The organism is Paenibacillus tyrphae (assembly GCF_024158745.1).
Taxonomy (GTDB): Bacteria; Bacillota; Bacilli; order Paenibacillales; family NBRC-103111; genus Paenibacillus_G; species Paenibacillus_G tyrfis_A.
Genome location: NZ_JAMZAW010000001.1, coordinates 271,372 through 286,493 on the forward strand (window position 1 = coordinate 271,372; position 15,122 = coordinate 286,493).

13 protein-coding genes are annotated in these 15,122 nt (G+C 51.9%); all 13 read right to left on the reverse strand.

Annotation, left to right across the window (positions count from 1 at the left end; translation table 11 throughout):
* Positions 1 to 132: 132 nt before the first annotated feature.
* Positions 133 to 4,446, reverse strand: coding sequence for a PolC-type DNA polymerase III (locus NI000_RS01255; protein ID WP_253406968.1), 4,314 nt, complete (start codon positions 4,444 to 4,446; stop codon positions 133 to 135).
* A gap of 320 nt (positions 4,447 to 4,766) precedes the next feature.
* Positions 4,767 to 6,224, reverse strand: coding sequence for a proline--tRNA ligase (gene proS / locus NI000_RS01260; RefSeq protein ID WP_253406970.1), 1,458 nt, complete (start codon positions 6,222 to 6,224; stop codon positions 4,767 to 4,769).
* A 32-nt stretch (positions 6,225 to 6,256) separates the two neighbouring features.
* A complete protein-coding gene (gene rseP, locus NI000_RS01265; protein WP_253406972.1) occupies positions 6,257 to 7,516 on the reverse strand; it encodes an RIP metalloprotease RseP in 1,260 nt (419 codons plus the stop codon).
* 200 nt (positions 7,517 to 7,716) lie between these two features.
* Positions 7,717 to 8,859 carry a 1-deoxy-D-xylulose-5-phosphate reductoisomerase gene (locus NI000_RS01270; protein ID WP_253406974.1) on the reverse strand — a complete coding sequence of 381 codons (1,143 nt, stop codon included), beginning with the start codon at positions 8,857 to 8,859 and terminating at the stop codon, positions 7,717 to 7,719.
* Positions 8,860 to 8,882: 23 nt separating this feature from the next.
* Positions 8,883 to 9,671, reverse strand: a complete 789-nt coding sequence (locus NI000_RS01275; RefSeq protein WP_253406976.1) for a phosphatidate cytidylyltransferase — start codon at positions 9,669 to 9,671, stop codon at positions 8,883 to 8,885.
* Positions 9,672 to 9,742: 71 nt separating this feature from the next.
* Positions 9,743 to 10,510, reverse strand: coding sequence for an isoprenyl transferase (locus tag NI000_RS01280; protein ID WP_253406978.1), 768 nt, complete (start codon positions 10,508 to 10,510; stop codon positions 9,743 to 9,745).
* A gap of 59 nt (positions 10,511 to 10,569) precedes the next feature.
* Complete coding sequence (gene frr, locus NI000_RS01285; RefSeq protein ID WP_054972307.1) at positions 10,570 to 11,124, reverse strand: ribosome recycling factor; 555 nt, start codon at positions 11,122 to 11,124, stop codon at positions 10,570 to 10,572.
* Positions 11,125 to 11,127: 3 nt separating this feature from the next.
* A complete protein-coding gene (pyrH, locus tag NI000_RS01290; RefSeq protein ID WP_010491262.1) occupies positions 11,128 to 11,853 on the reverse strand; it encodes a UMP kinase in 726 nt (241 codons plus the stop codon).
* A 97-nt stretch (positions 11,854 to 11,950) separates the two neighbouring features.
* A complete protein-coding gene (gene tsf, locus NI000_RS01295) occupies positions 11,951 to 12,601 on the reverse strand; it encodes a translation elongation factor Ts (protein ID WP_010491263.1) in 651 nt (216 codons plus the stop codon).
* Between the two features lie 94 nt (positions 12,602 to 12,695).
* Positions 12,696 to 13,394, reverse strand: coding sequence for a 30S ribosomal protein S2 (gene rpsB, locus NI000_RS01300; RefSeq protein WP_025850723.1), 699 nt, complete (start codon positions 13,392 to 13,394; stop codon positions 12,696 to 12,698).
* A 248-nt stretch (positions 13,395 to 13,642) separates the two neighbouring features.
* A complete protein-coding gene (locus tag NI000_RS01305) occupies positions 13,643 to 14,152 on the reverse strand; it encodes a hypothetical protein (RefSeq protein ID WP_253406981.1) in 510 nt (169 codons plus the stop codon).
* Entirely contained in the window at positions 14,145 to 14,738 is a 594-nt protein-coding gene (locus NI000_RS01310; RefSeq protein ID WP_253406983.1) for a hypothetical protein, read from the reverse strand. Before NI000_RS01310 ends, NI000_RS01305 begins: the two co-directional genes overlap by 8 nt.
* Before the next feature lie 30 nt (positions 14,739 to 14,768).
* Complete coding sequence (locus tag NI000_RS01315) at positions 14,769 to 15,101, reverse strand: hypothetical protein (RefSeq protein WP_253406985.1); 333 nt, start codon at positions 15,099 to 15,101, stop codon at positions 14,769 to 14,771.
* Positions 15,102 to 15,122 lie beyond the last annotated feature (21 nt).

The window sequence follows — 15,122 nt, forward strand, 5'->3', positions numbered from 1 at the left end:
AGAGTGGGTTTCCCCACTCTTTGGTCACGAGATATTACATTGCTACCGAAGAAGATTATACCATAAGTAAAGAGATCATGCAATAAGGCGTAAAAAGGCGCCTGAGGAAGCAAAGAAGACTTTTTCGGGATTCTAAAACAGCGAAAGTTGGTTCGTCTCCGGAAGGCCGCGAAAACAGCCCATGCCGTTAAGAATTTCGACGATCGTCTTCGACGCCTTGCTTCGGGTCTGAAAGTCCTCAATCGATAAGAACGGTCCGTCGTTTTTGGCGGCCGCGATATTCTTCGCCGCGTTCTCCCCGATCCCCGCAATGGCGGAAAACGGCGGAATAAGCGAGTCGTCTTCGATAAGAAACTTTGTCGCGTCCGATTTGTACAAATCGATCGGCTTAAACGAAAAGCCGCGGGCCGTCATCTCCAGCGCCATTTCGAGAATGGAGATCATGCTCTTCTCTTTCGGCATCGCCTGGAACCCTTTTTCCTCAATTTCGATCAGCTTGCGCAAAATCGCGTCGTAGCCTTGGCACAGCAGCTCAATCTCGAAATCCTGCGCACGGACGGAAAAATAAGTCGCATAGTAAGCAATAGGGTAATAAAGCTTAAAGTATGCGGTGCGCACCGCGGAAATAACGTAAGCGGAAGCATGCGCCTTCGGAAACATGTACTCGATCTTTTCGCACGAATCGATATACCACAGAGGAACGTTATGCTTCTTCATATCTTCTTTCCACTCGTCGGTGAGCCCTTTCCCTTTCCGCACGCTCTCGGTGATTTTAAATGCCAGCCCCGCGTCCATACCCGCTTTATAGATTAAATACAGCATGATATCGTCGCGGCACCCGATCACCGTCTTAATCGTGCAGATGCCTTTTCGGATCAGCTCCTGCGCATTGCCGAGCCAAACGCCGGTTCCGTGGGAAAGACCCGAAATTTGCAGCAAGTCCGCAAAGCTGGACGGCTTCGCTTCCTCAAGCATCTGACGCACGAACTTCGTCCCCATCTCCGGCACCCCGTAGGTCGCCACCGGCGTCCGGATCTGCTCCGGCGTCACGCCGAGCGCGTCCACAGAGTTAAACATGCTCATGACTTTCGGATCGTTCATCGGAATGGTCGTCGGATCGACACCTGTCAAATCCTGCAGCATCCGCATCATGGTTGGATCATCGTGTCCCAGAATATCGAGCTTCAGCAAGTTGGCGTCGAAGGCGTGATAATCGAAATGCGTCGTTTTCCACTCGGCGCTTGTATCGTCGGCCGGATACTGCACCGGAGTGATATCGTCGACGTCAATGTAATCCGGTACGACTACGATTCCGCCGGGATGCTGGCCGGTGCTTCGCTTTACGCCCGTGCAGCCGGAAGCCAGCCGGTTCAACTCCGCGCCGCGCCACTTTTTGCCCTGGTCTTCTTCATATTTCTTTACAAAACCGAATGCCGTTTTTTCTGCAACCGTACCGATTGTACCCGCCCGGAACACGCTTTTTTCGCCAAACAGCACTTTGGTATAGTTGTGCGCGTGCGGCTGGTATTCGCCGGAAAAGTTCAAGTCGATATCGGGAACTTTGTCGCCCTTGAAGCCGAGGAACGTTTCGAACGGAATGTCCTGGCCTTCCCCTTTCAGCTTTTCCCCGCAGTTCGGACAGTTTTTGTCCGGCAAGTCGAAGCCGCTGGGGATCGATCCGTCGAGAATCCATTCGCTGTGCTTGCACGATTTGCAAATGTAATGAGGCGGCAGCGGATTAACCTCGGAAATGCCGAGGAACGTCGCTACGACCGAGGAACCGACCGAGCCCCGCGAACCGACGAGATAGCCGTCGGCGTTCGACTTCTTTACGAGCCGCTCGGAGATCAGATAGTTGGCCGAGAAGCCATACTTGATAATCGGCACGAGCTCCTTCTCCAGTCGCGCTACGATAACCTCCGGCAGCGGGTCTCCGTAAATCTGCTTCGCCGTATCGTAGCAGGTGTTGCGGATCTCATCATCCGCCCCTTCGATAATCGGCGTGAACAGCTTGGTCGGAAACAGCTCCAACTCCTCGAACCGGTCGGCCAGCTCCGACGTATTTTTCACAACGACCTCGTAAGCCGTTTCTTTCCCCAAATATTCAAATTCTGCAAGCATTTCTTTCGTTGTGCGAAGGTGGACGTCCGGCTTGCGGATATCCTTAAGCGGGCTGAAGCCGGTAATCCCGTGAATGGTGATGTCACGGTATATTTTTTCCCGCGGATGCAAATAATGCACGTTGCCCGTCGCAATAACAGGCTTGCCAAGCTTGCGACCGATTTGGACAATTTTGCGGTTGGCATCCTCCAGCTGTGCCGGGCTGCCAACCAAGCCTTTGTCCACCAAGTGCATGTTTACGCCAATCGGCTGAATTTCAAGCACGTCGTAAAATTCTGCGATCATTTCCGCTTCTTCAACCGATTTGTTCAGCACCGTTTCGTAAAACTCGCCCTTTTCGCAGCCCGAAGCGATGATCAAGCCTTCGCGCATTTCCTGCAGCTTGCTCTTCGGAATGCAGGCAACCCGATGAAAATACTGCGTATGCGAAAGAGATACAAGGCTGAACAGATTTTTTTTGCCAACCATATCTTTGGCATAAATGCAGCAATGGAACGGCCGCTGCGTTTTAAGGTTTTTGCCGACCTCGTCGTTCAAACGCGCCAGCTGCTTATAGCCGCGGTCCCCTGCTTCTTTCAACAGGTGAAACAGTACGTGCCCAAGCGCAATCGAGTCGTCGATCGCCCGGTGATGGTTGTCCAAGCTGACTTTGAATTTATCGGATAGCGTGTTCAGCCGGTGGTTTTTAAGCGTCGGGAACAGCAACCGGGCAAGCTCAAGCGTATCCAGCACGGGATTGGTCACTTCGGGCAAACCGAGCCGTTTGCAGTTCGCTTGAATGAACCCGATATCGAATCGCGCATTGTGCGCTACCAGAACGCTGTCTCCAACGAACTCGATAAACTTGGGCAGCATGTCCTCCAGCTCGGGCGCACCCTTAACCATGTCGTCCGTAATGTTAGTGAGCTGCTGAATGTTATATGGAATCCGCTCATGCGGATCGATGAACGTGGCAAAACGGTCGATTTCTTTACCGTCCTTCATACGGACACCGGCAAGTTCGATAATTTTGTTGCTGGTGACAGACAACCCTGTAGTCTCGATGTCGAAAATAACGTATTCCGCATCGGTGAGATTAATCTCCGTCGGATTCATAACGACCTGTACGGAATCGTCAACAACGTTGGCTTCCAAACCGTAGATGACCTTGATGCCGTTTTTCTTCGCGGCCTTATACGCTTCCGGGAAGCATTGAATACCGCTGTGGTCGGTCACCGCAATCGCTTTATGGCCCCATTTGGCCGCCGTTTTGATGTATTGGTCGACCGGCGTGATTCCGTCCATGGTGGACATCGCAGTATGAAGGTGAAATTCCACCCGCTTCTCTTCCGCATCGTCCTTACGGTCCGGCGGTGCGACGATTTCATTGACGTCGGATGGAATCATCACAAGCTCGGGGATCTGCATAAACCGGTCGTACTCAACCCGGCCGCGCAGCTTCAGCCACTTGCCGTTCGTGATCAGGCTGTAAATTTTAACATCTTCTTTCGTTTTGGCAAACGCCTTGACCATGATCGAATCAGAAAAGTCGGTAACGTTGAACATGAACAGCGTGCTGCCATTCTTAAGCTCTTTCGTGTCCAGGCCGAAGACCGTACCTTGTACCGTAACTTTCTTCTCTTCGTCCCTGACGTCCTGCAGTGGAACGGCCGGATCTTTAATGTCGTAACCGACCATGAGCTTCAGCTCCGCATCCTGCTGCGCCTCCGCTTCGTTCTCCGCCTCCACGGCCGTCAAGATATTGATCGTCACTTCTTTCTCTTCCTGCTCAATCTGCTTCGAGAATCTCTGCAGCTCTTCTTCCCGAGAATCGCTGACCGCATACTTTACATGAAAATCGACGCCGAAAAATCTGCTGAAATATTGTTGAATCAGTCCGCCAATATTTTTTTTCTTAGCCAATTCCAAGCCGATCGTATCCAACAAATAAAGCGTAAGCACATTCCCGTTCGTTTCAATTTTGGCCTTGGTCATCCAGCCGTTAATCGATGCCGCTTCCCGCTGCACCCATTCGAGAAACATGCTCCAGTATTCGTGCGCTACTTCTTCCGGCTTCACATCCGGCGTGTATTGTAACACGAAACGAATAGCTGCGATGTGCGAGAACTTGTCTCGGATCATTTTGCAGAAGGAACGGTAAATATCTTGCGGCACCACTTGAGTTTTGACGATATGAAACGTCCATTCCCTGTTTTTGCGGCTCGTTTCCACTTTATCGATATACCCGTCCGAAAAAAAAGACCGAACCACATCCGCCGGTACACTGGCCTGCTGCATCAGCATTTCAAAGCGGTCCCGTTTCAGCGCCGTACTGTCATTGCTCATGGTGCTCCTCCCCCGTAAAACGATGAAAGGGGCAAAAGGAGTGTTGCTTTCCCGTTGCCCCTTATGTAAAAGGTTAGGCGTTTGTTCAGCTAAGTGGAAAAGTTTGTTTCTACTGGCCGAGTCGGAAAAGTATTACCACTCCACCGCTCTTGAAATCAAGTTGCCATATCCTATAAAAACCTACAAGGTAGCAACTTGATTTCAAAGGCGGCCGTTTCACTCTCCGTGGCAACACTTTTCCTAGGGCTGTGAAAACAATACTTTACAATCAAAAGCAAACACAAACTCCTATTTACATGGCGTTAGTAGAAAAGATGATGTTAATACGATTTGCCGAAGACGACGGTGTGCTTGGCGTCTTCGCCGCAGACGAGACATTTGGGCTTGGATACGCCCGGCTCAAACGGAATGTTGCGGCTCGTAGCGCCGGCCTCTTCTTTGACCTGCGCTTCGCAGGCTGCGGATCCGCACCAGCCCGACAACGCGAAGCCGCGTTTTTGCTCGAGGAACGATTTCAGCTCGTCCACCGTATCTGCTTCAGTCATACTTTCGTCGCGGAACCGCTTGGCTCGATCATACATTTCCTGCTGCGTTTCCGTCAACAATTTTTGCACTTCTTCCACAAATTGGTCTTGCTGGACGACACGCTTCTCTCCGGTAATCCGGGACACTAAGACCACTTGCCCGTTTTCCATATCCCGCGGTCCCAGCTCGACGCGAATCGGTACGCCGCGCATTTCATATTCGTTAAATTTCCAACCCGGACTTTGGTCCGGACGATCGTCCACTTTCGCGCGTACGCCAGCCTGCTTCAACTGGGCATACAGCTCGTCTACGCGGCCGACAACCTGCTCTCTCGTCTTCGGAGGGCCGATCGGAATCATGATGACTTGCGTCGGTGCGATCTTTGGCGGCAAAGCTAAGCCGCGGTCGTCGCCGTGGACCATGATCAAAGCTCCGATGAGACGGGTACTTACGCCCCAGGAAGTCGTATGGCAGAACTGATGCTGGTTCTCGCGATCCAAATATTTGATATCGAATGCCACGGCGAAATTCGTGCCCAAATAGTGGGAAGTCCCCGCTTGTACTGCTTTGCCGTCCTTCATCATCGCTTCGATGGAATACGTATCGACGGCGCCCGCGAACTTCTCGGAAGGCGTCTTCTGGCCCATAATAACCGGAATTGCTAAGAACTCTTCGGCGAAAGAACGATAAATTTCAAGCATCTGCATCGTTTCTTTGCGCGCATCGGCCTCGTCCTCATGAGCCGTATGGCCTTCCTGCCATAAAAATTCGCTTGTGCGCAAGAACGGCAGCGTCCGCTTTTCCCAACGGACCACGTTGGCCCACTGGTTGATCAAGAGCGGCAGGTCGCGGTAAGAATTAATCCACTCCGCGTACATGTGACCGATCATCGTCTCGGACGTCGGGCGAATCGCCAGCCGCTCTTCGAGCTTCTCGCCCCCTGCTTCCGTTACCCACGGCAGCTCCGGGTTGAACCCTTCCACGTGCTCTTTTTCTTTTTGGAAAAAGCTCTCGGGAATGAACAGCGGAAAATAAGCGTTGCGGTGTCCCGTTTCCTTAAAGCGGCGGTCCAGCTCCCGCTGAATATTTTCCCAAAGCTCGTACCCGTCCGGTTTAAATACGATGCATCCCCGGACCGGCGAGTAGCTCATGAGATCGGCCTTTTTAATGACATCAATATACCAGCGGGAGAAATCCTCGCCCTGCGGCGTAATCTCTTTCACAAACTGTTTGTCTTGCTTTTGGTTCGACATCGTTCTGTTTTCCCCCTACGGACGGCAATTCGTTATCCTTTAATCAAACGTAATATATCGTTATAAGTGACGGCGATCATAAGCAGCATCAGCATCGCAAAGCCGACAAAATGCACCATGCTTTCCCTGCTCGGATCGACAGGCTTGCCGCGGAGCGCCTCCAGCAGCAAAAACACAAGCCGGCTTCCGTCCAGCGCCGGGATCGGCAGCAGATTGAACAGTCCCAAATAAAGACTCATAATAGCCATCCACGAGATGTATTGGGCAAACCCTGCGCTAGCCTGCTCGCTTGTAAATTCGACGATCCTCACCGGACCACCCAAATCGTCCATTTTTACCTGAAGCGTCGCCAGCTTGCCAAAACCGTCCATGATGATGGTCGTTGCGGAAGCAAGGCTGTGCCAACCTCCGGTAAATCCTTCCAGCGCCGTGGCAGGCCGCGTTTCGGTCAGCAGCGAGACGCCGACGCGAATCACGCCGTCTTTGTCCATGAGCGGAGTCACTTCTTTACGGATCTGCTCCTTGTTGCGCTCAACGATCCAGACCATCGGTTTATTCGGAGATTGTTGAATCAAATTCGTCAACTTGCTGCGGTCGGAGCCGATTTGCACATGATCCACCTGAAGGATAATGTCCCCCGACTGCAATCCCGCTTTCTCCGCAGCGGAAGCCGGAACGGTTTCCTGAATTTTCACCCGGTTGGGCACTCCTGCAACGAACACAAAGGTTACAAAAAGCGCCAACGCAAGAATAAAATTCATCAGCGGTCCGGCAAAGATAGCCATCGCGCGCTGTCCTACCGTCTTGCTCCCGAACTGGCGGTCCCACGGGGCAATCTGGGTTTCCTTTTCCTTAGTCACCATCATTGCCTGAGGATGAATCGAATAACGTTCAATCTCCCCGTCGACATCCAGACGGACGAACAAATCTTTCTCCAGATCGATCTGCTCGACGACACCTTCAATCGCATCCCGGCGGCTTTCGAACTCATTCAAGTAAATGTGCGTAACCTGATTGTCCTCCAACTGCACGGCGATCCGCTGGCCCTGATTGATCTGAACGATTTCCGGATCTTCTCCGGCCATTCGGACGAAACCGCCGATTGGAAGAAGCCTAAGCGTATACCGTGTTTCTCCGCGCTTGAAGGAGAGAAGCTTGGGACCGAAGCCGATAGCGAATTCGCGAACGAGAATGCCCGCGCGCTTGGCAAAGTAAAAATGTCCCCACTCGTGAATCGTAACTAGAACAAAAAACAAAAGAACAATTTGAAATACGTTCTGGATGTTAGCCAATGGGTGTACGGCCTCCTTAAGTCGCAAATGTTCATATCCAAGTTATGGGCAAATGTTATTGGCTGCATGAAAAATCGTCCGAAGCCTTCCTTTAAGATTAACATTAATCTCAAAGGGAATACAAGCCGGGACTCATGATATGAACATATGAGCGGCTTCGCCGAAAGATGCCCTGGCGTCGCATCTTTAAACGGCCCAGTTTAGTCCAAGCTCCTCGCCTGTTCCCTGGCCCACTGATCGATCTCCAAAATGGCGGATAAATCCGGGGCCGGGACCGGGGAATGCTTGTCCATGACCTTGGCAATCACCTCTTCGATGGCCAGGAATGAAATTCCCCCTCTTAAGAACCGTTCGACCGCAACTTCATTTGCCGCATTATACACGGTAGGCATGGAGCCGCCCGTCCGTCCGCTTTCGTACGCCATCCGCAGACACGGATAACGGTCGAAATCCATCTCGCGAAACTGCAGCTTCCCGACATCGGATAAACGCAAACGTTCGGAAGGCGTCGCCATCCGGTCCGGATAAGTCAGCGCGTACTGAATCGGCACCCGCATATCCGGCATCCCCAATTGGGCGATGATGCTGTAGTCTACGTACTCGACGAACGAATGGATAATACTTTCGGGATGAATCAGCACCTCAATTTGGTCGTACGGCAAACCGAACAGCCAGTGGGCTTCGATCACTTCCAGCCCTTTGTTCGCCATCGTCGCCGAGTCGATCGTGATTTTCGCGCCCATCGACCAATTCGGATGCTTGAGCGCATCTTCAACAGTTACATGAGCAAGCTCTTCCCGGGTGCGGTCGCGAAACGATCCCCCGGAAGCGGTTAACGTAATTTTATGTACGCGTTCCCGTGATTCTCCGTTCAAGCATTGGAATATGGCGGAATGCTCGCTATCAACCGGAAGCAAAGCGACGCCGCGGCGCTGCGCCAATTCCGTAACGAGATGCCCTGCGCTAACTAACGTCTCCTTGTTGGCAATACCGATGTGCTTGCCCGCTTCGATCGCGGCCAGCGTCGGCTTAAGTCCTTGGCTACCGACAATCGCGGTGACGACTAGCTCGGCATCGGTGCCTGCCGCAATTTCGTGCAGCCCCTCTTCACCGTATAGCACCTGAACGTCCGATTTCGTTGCCGCACGCAGCTGCTCCGCCGCTTCCTTCGTCGCAACGGATACTTTGCGGGGACGAAAGCGCTCGATTTGCTCGAGCAAGAGCGGGATATTATAACCGCCAGCAAGCCCTTCCACCTCGAAACGTTCCGGGTAATGCGATATGACATCCAAGGTCTGAGTCCCAACGGAACCGGTCGACCCTAGAATACTGACTTTTTTCACCAACGTTCACCTCGGGGCAATATTTATACGTGCGGGAGCAGAGCCGCTAAATGGAGGAAGGGAAACACGATCAGCCAGCTGTCGGTCCGATCAAGCACGCCGCCATGTCCCGGCAGAATCGTTCCCGTATCCTTGATGCCCTTCACCCGCTTATAAGCGGATTGAATCAAGTCGCCCATCTGACCAACAATCGCAATAACGAGGCCGATCCAAATCGCTTGCGCAAAACTAAGCAGGTCCGGACGGTACCAGGCAAAGCCGAGTGCAACGACAATGGACAACGCCGTGCCGCCAATAGCTCCCTCGACGGATTTTTTCGGACTAATGGTAGGCCAGAGCGGTGTTTTTCCAATCATCGATCCGGTAAAATATGCGCCGGAATCCGTTGACCAAATGCACAAAAATACGAGCAGCGTCCAATAAAGCCCGTTCTCAGCCAACCAGCGCGTCTCCACCATGTAATGAAAGCCGATACCGACGTACACCATGCCCAAAAATGCCGTAGTCACATGATCGATCGTAATTTTATTCTTCGAAATAACGGTAACGGCCAGTAAAATAAACAAAAACAACCAAATCAAGCGCTCCATCGAAATCCCTGCCTCCTGCCAAGGTATGACAAGGCCGATCACTCCTAGAGAGCCTAAAATCGAGATCGCTTTGTTCTTATTAAGACCGTTCATCCGCAAAAACTCGTCGTATCCGATCAGCGACAGGGCCAGGATTAAACCGGCAAACCAATAGCCTCCCAAATACAACAGGATGAAAAAGGCGAGCCCTGCCACGACTCCTGTGACAATTCGCTGCTTCAAATCGATTCCTCCATCGTTTATGCTGGCAGACGGACATAAACCGAACTGCCCCTACCTGTTGTCAACGGCCGCTATAAACCGCCGTATCTCCTGGCGCGGCGCTGATATTCCCCGATAGCGTCGTAGAAATGCGGCTCTGTAAATTCAGGCCAGCACAAATCCGTAAAATAAAGCTCTGAATAGGCTAACTGCCAGAGCATAAAGTTGCTGATCCGAAGCTCTCCGCTGGTGCGTATTAGCAGATCGGGGTCCGGGAGCGGATCGGTTAACAAATATTTGGAGAAAAGCGCCTCGTCCACTTCGTCCGCGGCCACTTTATTTTCTTTCATATCCTGAGCGAGCCGCTGAATGCCCTTAAGCATTTCTTTACGGCTTCCATAATTCAACGCAAAGTTCAAAATGAGGCCGGTATTATTTTTCGTTTGATCGATCGCGTCCTGAACCGCTTTCAGCGTAAAGTCAGGCAGATCTTCCTGCCAGCCCGTCATACGGATCTGGACATTATTTGCAATCAGCTCGTCGATTTCTTTCGGAAAAAATTCCATCGGCAGCTTCATCAAGTAGTCGACTTCTTCCTTCGGTCTCTTCCAATTTTCCGTGGAAAAAGCATACATAGTCAGCACCTTCACACCGATGCTGTTTGCGGCCATCGTAATTTTTTTTACGTTTTTCATACCTGAATGGTGGCCTGCCACCCGCGGCAGTCCCCGCTTTTGTGCCCATCGGCCATTACCGTCCATGATGACGGCCACATGGTTCGGAATGTTGTCCGCATCCAGCTTGAGAGCGGTTTGCTCTCCTTCCGGCTTGCTTCCAAACCATTTTTTGAATGACATCATGTCTGAATCCCCCATCAGGAAAGACTAAAAGCCCCCTCGAATAAGGGGGTCTTTACCGGTTACACTTCCATGATTTCTTTTTCTTTGGCAGCCAGTACTTTATCGACTTCCGCGATATGCTTGTCCGTAAACTTCTGGATGTCGTCCTGATGACGGCGGGACTCATCTTCCGAAATACCCGTCTTCTCCAGTTTTTTGATATCGTCGTTCGCGTCGCGGCGGATGTTGCGGATCGCCACTTTCGCTTCTTCGCCGAACTTGCGCGTCATTTTGACGAGCTCGGAACGGCGCTCTTCCGTCAAAGCCGGAATGACGATACGGATCGCGCTGCCGTCGTTGGATGGCGTCAATCCGAGATCGGATTTCATAATCGCTTTTTCGATAGCGGCAACCGAGCTTTTGTCCCACGGCTGAATCATCAGCGTGCGGGAATCCGGCGTATTAATGTTCGCCAGCTGGTTGACCGGTGTCATAGAACCGTAGTATTCGACTTGAACGCGATCCAGCAGGGCAGGAGTCGCACGCCCCGCACGAAGCGAAGCCAGCTCCTTCTTCAGCGCGCCGATCGCTTTTTCCATGCGTTCTTCCGCACTTTTTTTAATAGATTGCGGCATAGATTACACACTCCCTTTTACGATCGTGCCGATCTTCTCCCCAACTACGACGCGCTTGATATTGCCGCTTTCCGTAATCGAGAAGACGACCAGCGGAATATTGTTGTCCATGCATAAGGAGGATGCGGTCGAGTCCATAACGCCAAGGTTTTTGTTAAGCACTTCGAGGTAGGTCAGCGTTTCGAATTTTTGCGCGGTGGCGTCTTTGAACGGATCGGCGGTGTAGACGCCGTCGACTTTGTTCTTCGCCATCAAGATCACTTCCGCTTCGATTTCGGCTGCTCTAAGCGCCGCGGTCGTATCCGTCGAGAAATACGGATTGCCCGTTCCTGCCGCAAAAATGACAACCCTGCCCTTTTCCAAGTGCCGGATCGCTCTTCTGCGGATGTACGGTTCTGCAACCTGCTGCATCGTGATGGACGTTTGTACTCGTGTCGGTACGCCGATCGTTTCCAGCGCATCCTGCAGCGCCAGCGAGTTCATCACCGTAGCCAGCATACCCATGTAGTCTGCGGTTGCCCGGTCAATGCCTTTTGCGCTTCCGGCAATGCCGCGCCAGATGTTGCCGCCGCCAACGACGATGGCGACTTCCACCTGAAGATCCACTACTTCCTTCACCTGCTGGGCGATGGACGAAATCATCTCGGAGTCGATGCCGTAACCTTGTTGTCCGGCTAACGCTTCTCCGCTTAATTTCAAAATGACTCTTTTATAAATCGGACGTTCCAAGCTCCAACCCCTCCATTTCGATCAGACCGCTAAAGCTTTCTTTTAAAAAACAAGGAACACAGCGTGTTCCTCGTTACCTTGCATTTATCTTGTTGGATTACAGTTTAACTTGGGACATAACTTCTTCAGCGAAGTTTTCTTGTTTCTTCTCCAGGCCTTCTCCGAGCTCGAAACGAACGAAGCGGCGGATCGACAAGTTTTCGCCGATCGTTGCGATGTTTTCTTTCAATACTTCTTCTACAGTTTTGTCCGGGTCTTTTACGAAAGGCTGCTCAAGCAGGCAGTATTCCTCGTAGTATTTCGCCAGACGGCCTTCGACGATTTTCTCGACGATTTTTTCCGGCTTCCCTTCGTTCAGCGCTTGGTTCGTCAAGATTTCGCGCTCTTTATCCAGCGCTTCTTGCGGAACTTCATCACGGCGCAGGAATTTCGGGTTGGAAGCTGCAATGTGCAAAGCAACGTCGCGAACAAACGTTCTGAACTGCTCGTTTTTCGCAACGAAGTCGGTTTCGCTGTTCACTTCAACCAATACGCCGATTTTGCCGCCGGCGTGAATGTAGGACTCGATCATGCCTTCCGTTGCGATCCGGCCTGCTTTGTTAGCTGCCGCGGAAAGACCTTTTTCACGCAGAATTTCGGCTGCTTTTGTCAAGTCGCCATTTGCTTCTTCCAATGCTTTTTTACAATCGAGCATGCCTGCTCCTGTTTTATCGCGCAATTCTTTTACTGCTGCTGCACTAACTGCCATGATTTGGCCTCCTTGGAATGTATTATGTATTCCCAAAAAAAGGGCGGTGAAAGGATTTTGCACCTTTAAACCACCCTTTCTCGTATTCAATGCATTAAGCTGAAGTCTCTTCGCCTTGGTGAGCTTCGATAACCGCGTCCGCAATTTTAGCCGTCAGCAATTTCACGGCACGGATTGCGTCGTCGTTACCCGGGATCACGTAGTCAATTTCGTCCGGATCGCAGTTCGTGTCTACGATACCAACGATCGGAATACCAAGCTTGCGTGCTTCCGCAACGGCAATGCGCTCTTTGCGCGGGTCGATGACGAACAGTGCGCTTGGCAGACCTTTCATATGGGAGATGCCGCCCAAGAATTTCTCAAGACGATCTTTTTCTTTGCGAAGAATAATAACTTCTTTTTTCGGCAGCACTTCGAACGTGCCGTCTTGCTCCCATTTTTCCAGCTCATGCAAACGGTTGATCCGTTTTTGGATCGTTTGGAAGTTAGTCAGCGTACCGCCGAGCCAACGTTGGTTGATGTAGTACATTCCGCAGCGCTCAGCTTCTTCTTTAACCGAATCCTGAGCTTGCTTTTTCGTACCTACGAACAAGATCGTGCCGTTCTCTGCGGCTACGGACTTGACGAAGTTGTAAGCTTCCTCAACTTTTTTGACCGTTTTTTGCAGGTCGATGATGTAAATTCCGTTTCTTTCGGTGAAGATGTATCGATCCATTTTCGGGTTCCAACGACGGGTTTGGTGACCGAAGTGTACCCCAGCTTCGAGCAGCTGTTTCATGGAGATAACTGCCATCCTCACGCACCTCCTCTAAATTGGTTTTTGTGGTTTCCTCCGCCGATCGCATCTCCCGGTAAAACTCCTTGGCCAAGACGCTTGAAAGCATCTGCCGAAGCCAGTGGGAGCACCATTACCGGAATTAACCGACGTGTGGTTTTTAACACCGAAAATTACTATACCATAACTGACAACCGTATGCAACACCCGCGGCAGTTCGATGAAAAAAGACAAAGTCAGACCCCGCCCGCCCGAGTCTGATCGTTTTAAGGTGTCGTTAAATTGGTTATAACTTGCGTCAGCTCTTGGGACCCCTTGAATACATGCGCGCCCGAGATGATTTTGTCGTTCATCTGCTTTTGTTTCATCGTATCTACAAAGGCATTCCGGTCGGCAATAACGCCGCTCTGCTGCAGCAAATCAGCAACTTGGGCCGCAGTCATGCCTTTGGAGACATAAATGTACGTTTCCTTATCGGGCACGGCAGACTGCGGTTGTGCGGCTTGCTTGTCTCTCTCTTCTTTTAGCTTCTGCGCAATCAAGGCATCGACCTGCGGCTGGTCGTACAGCTTTTGACTTTTGTCGTACACATTAAAATAGGTAGAAGCAACTTCCTTAAGCCGGACGCGGTCCATTTCCTCGGGCGCCTGTCCTGCCGCGGGCTGCTTGGGAGCGGCGCTGCTCGATGGAGCAACCGCATTCATCAGCTGAAGCAGAACGGCACCCAAAATCAAACCGGTGCCGAGCCCGTACAGAAGCGATTTGTTCTTAAGCATTGGACCGTTCCTCCTGTTTGGCAAGCTGCAGGATCAGACTGATTTCCCCTTTGTTCATACCCAGCTTCTTAGCGATATAGTCCGTCGATTTGCCGGACTCGTACAATTCGAACAGCTCGCCGTAACGCTCCTTCATATTCATCGCAGCTTTGTTCGCTGCTACCGGCTGCGCGTCGGGTGCGGCGGGCTCTGTATAGGCCGGCGGTACCGCGGCCCCGGCGCTCGCTTCCAACGCCTCTCGCGGCTTCGACGCGTCTCCTTGAAGGGACAGGCGCCGCTGCTCCTCCGAGAACGTCAACCTGCCCAGTTCGTGCCGCAGCTCCTGACATTGCTTTTCAAGCGTTTCCACACGCGAGGTCAGTTTAGCCGCCTGCTCCTCGTAAGTTTGTTTCGTCCCGGAGAACAGCTCGATCAGCGCTTTGTTCTGCTCCTCAAGCTCCATAGCCAAGTGATCCATCGCCTGTTCCATCTCTTTGACAATGGCACCGTCGGGCTTGGCCGTTCCTTCAGATTTTCGCGGGATAATCTTTGCATAGACCACGATTAGAAGCCCGACCAGCACGATGTATACCCAAGGTTGGTCCAATTGCATTCACCTAGTTTCACAACATAATAGTTATAAGGTCAAGTCGATATGATGCCCCTTGAACGGATGCTCCGGTCCGGTGCCGCCCTGCGCCTGTTTGGCTTCCTCGGCCGACTTCTTGGCCTCCCCGCCCCCTCGGGAGTCCCGTTCGCCCGAACGGCCCGACTGATCGTCTTTGATCGAAGCTTGGCCGGTTTCCTCCATCTTGGCGCTGACCTGACGCTCTTTTATCGTCGACTTCTCGTTGGAGCTGTTCAGCATGGCCTGGTCTTCCACTCGCTTTTGCACCATTTGATGCTGCTTCAAACCGGCTTCGTCGTTCTTATGAAGTGCAAACTGCATTTCAACCGGTTTCATGCTCACCGGCATCCCCTCCTTCGAACT

Coding starts and splice junctions, on each gene's coding strand:
- NI000_RS01255 (WP_253406968.1), bottom strand. CDS start 4,446: ATGAGCAATGACAGTACGGCGCTGAAACGGGACCGCTTTGAAATGCTG.
- proS (WP_253406970.1), bottom strand. CDS start 6,224: ATGTCGAACCAAAAGCAAGACAAACAGTTTGTGAAAGAGATTACGCCG.
- NI000_RS01280 (WP_253406978.1), bottom strand. CDS start 10,510: ATGATGTCATTCAAAAAATGGTTTGGAAGCAAGCCGGAAGGAGAGCAA.
- frr (WP_054972307.1), bottom strand. CDS start 11,124: ATGCCGCAATCTATTAAAAAAAGTGCGGAAGAACGCATGGAAAAAGCG.
- tsf (WP_010491263.1), bottom strand. CDS start 12,601: ATGGCAGTTAGTGCAGCAGCAGTAAAAGAATTGCGCGATAAAACAGGA.
- rpsB (WP_025850723.1), bottom strand. CDS start 13,394: ATGGCAGTTATCTCCATGAAACAGCTGCTCGAAGCTGGGGTACACTTC.
- NI000_RS01305 (WP_253406981.1), bottom strand. CDS start 14,152: ATGCTTAAGAACAAATCGCTTCTGTACGGGCTCGGCACCGGTTTGATT.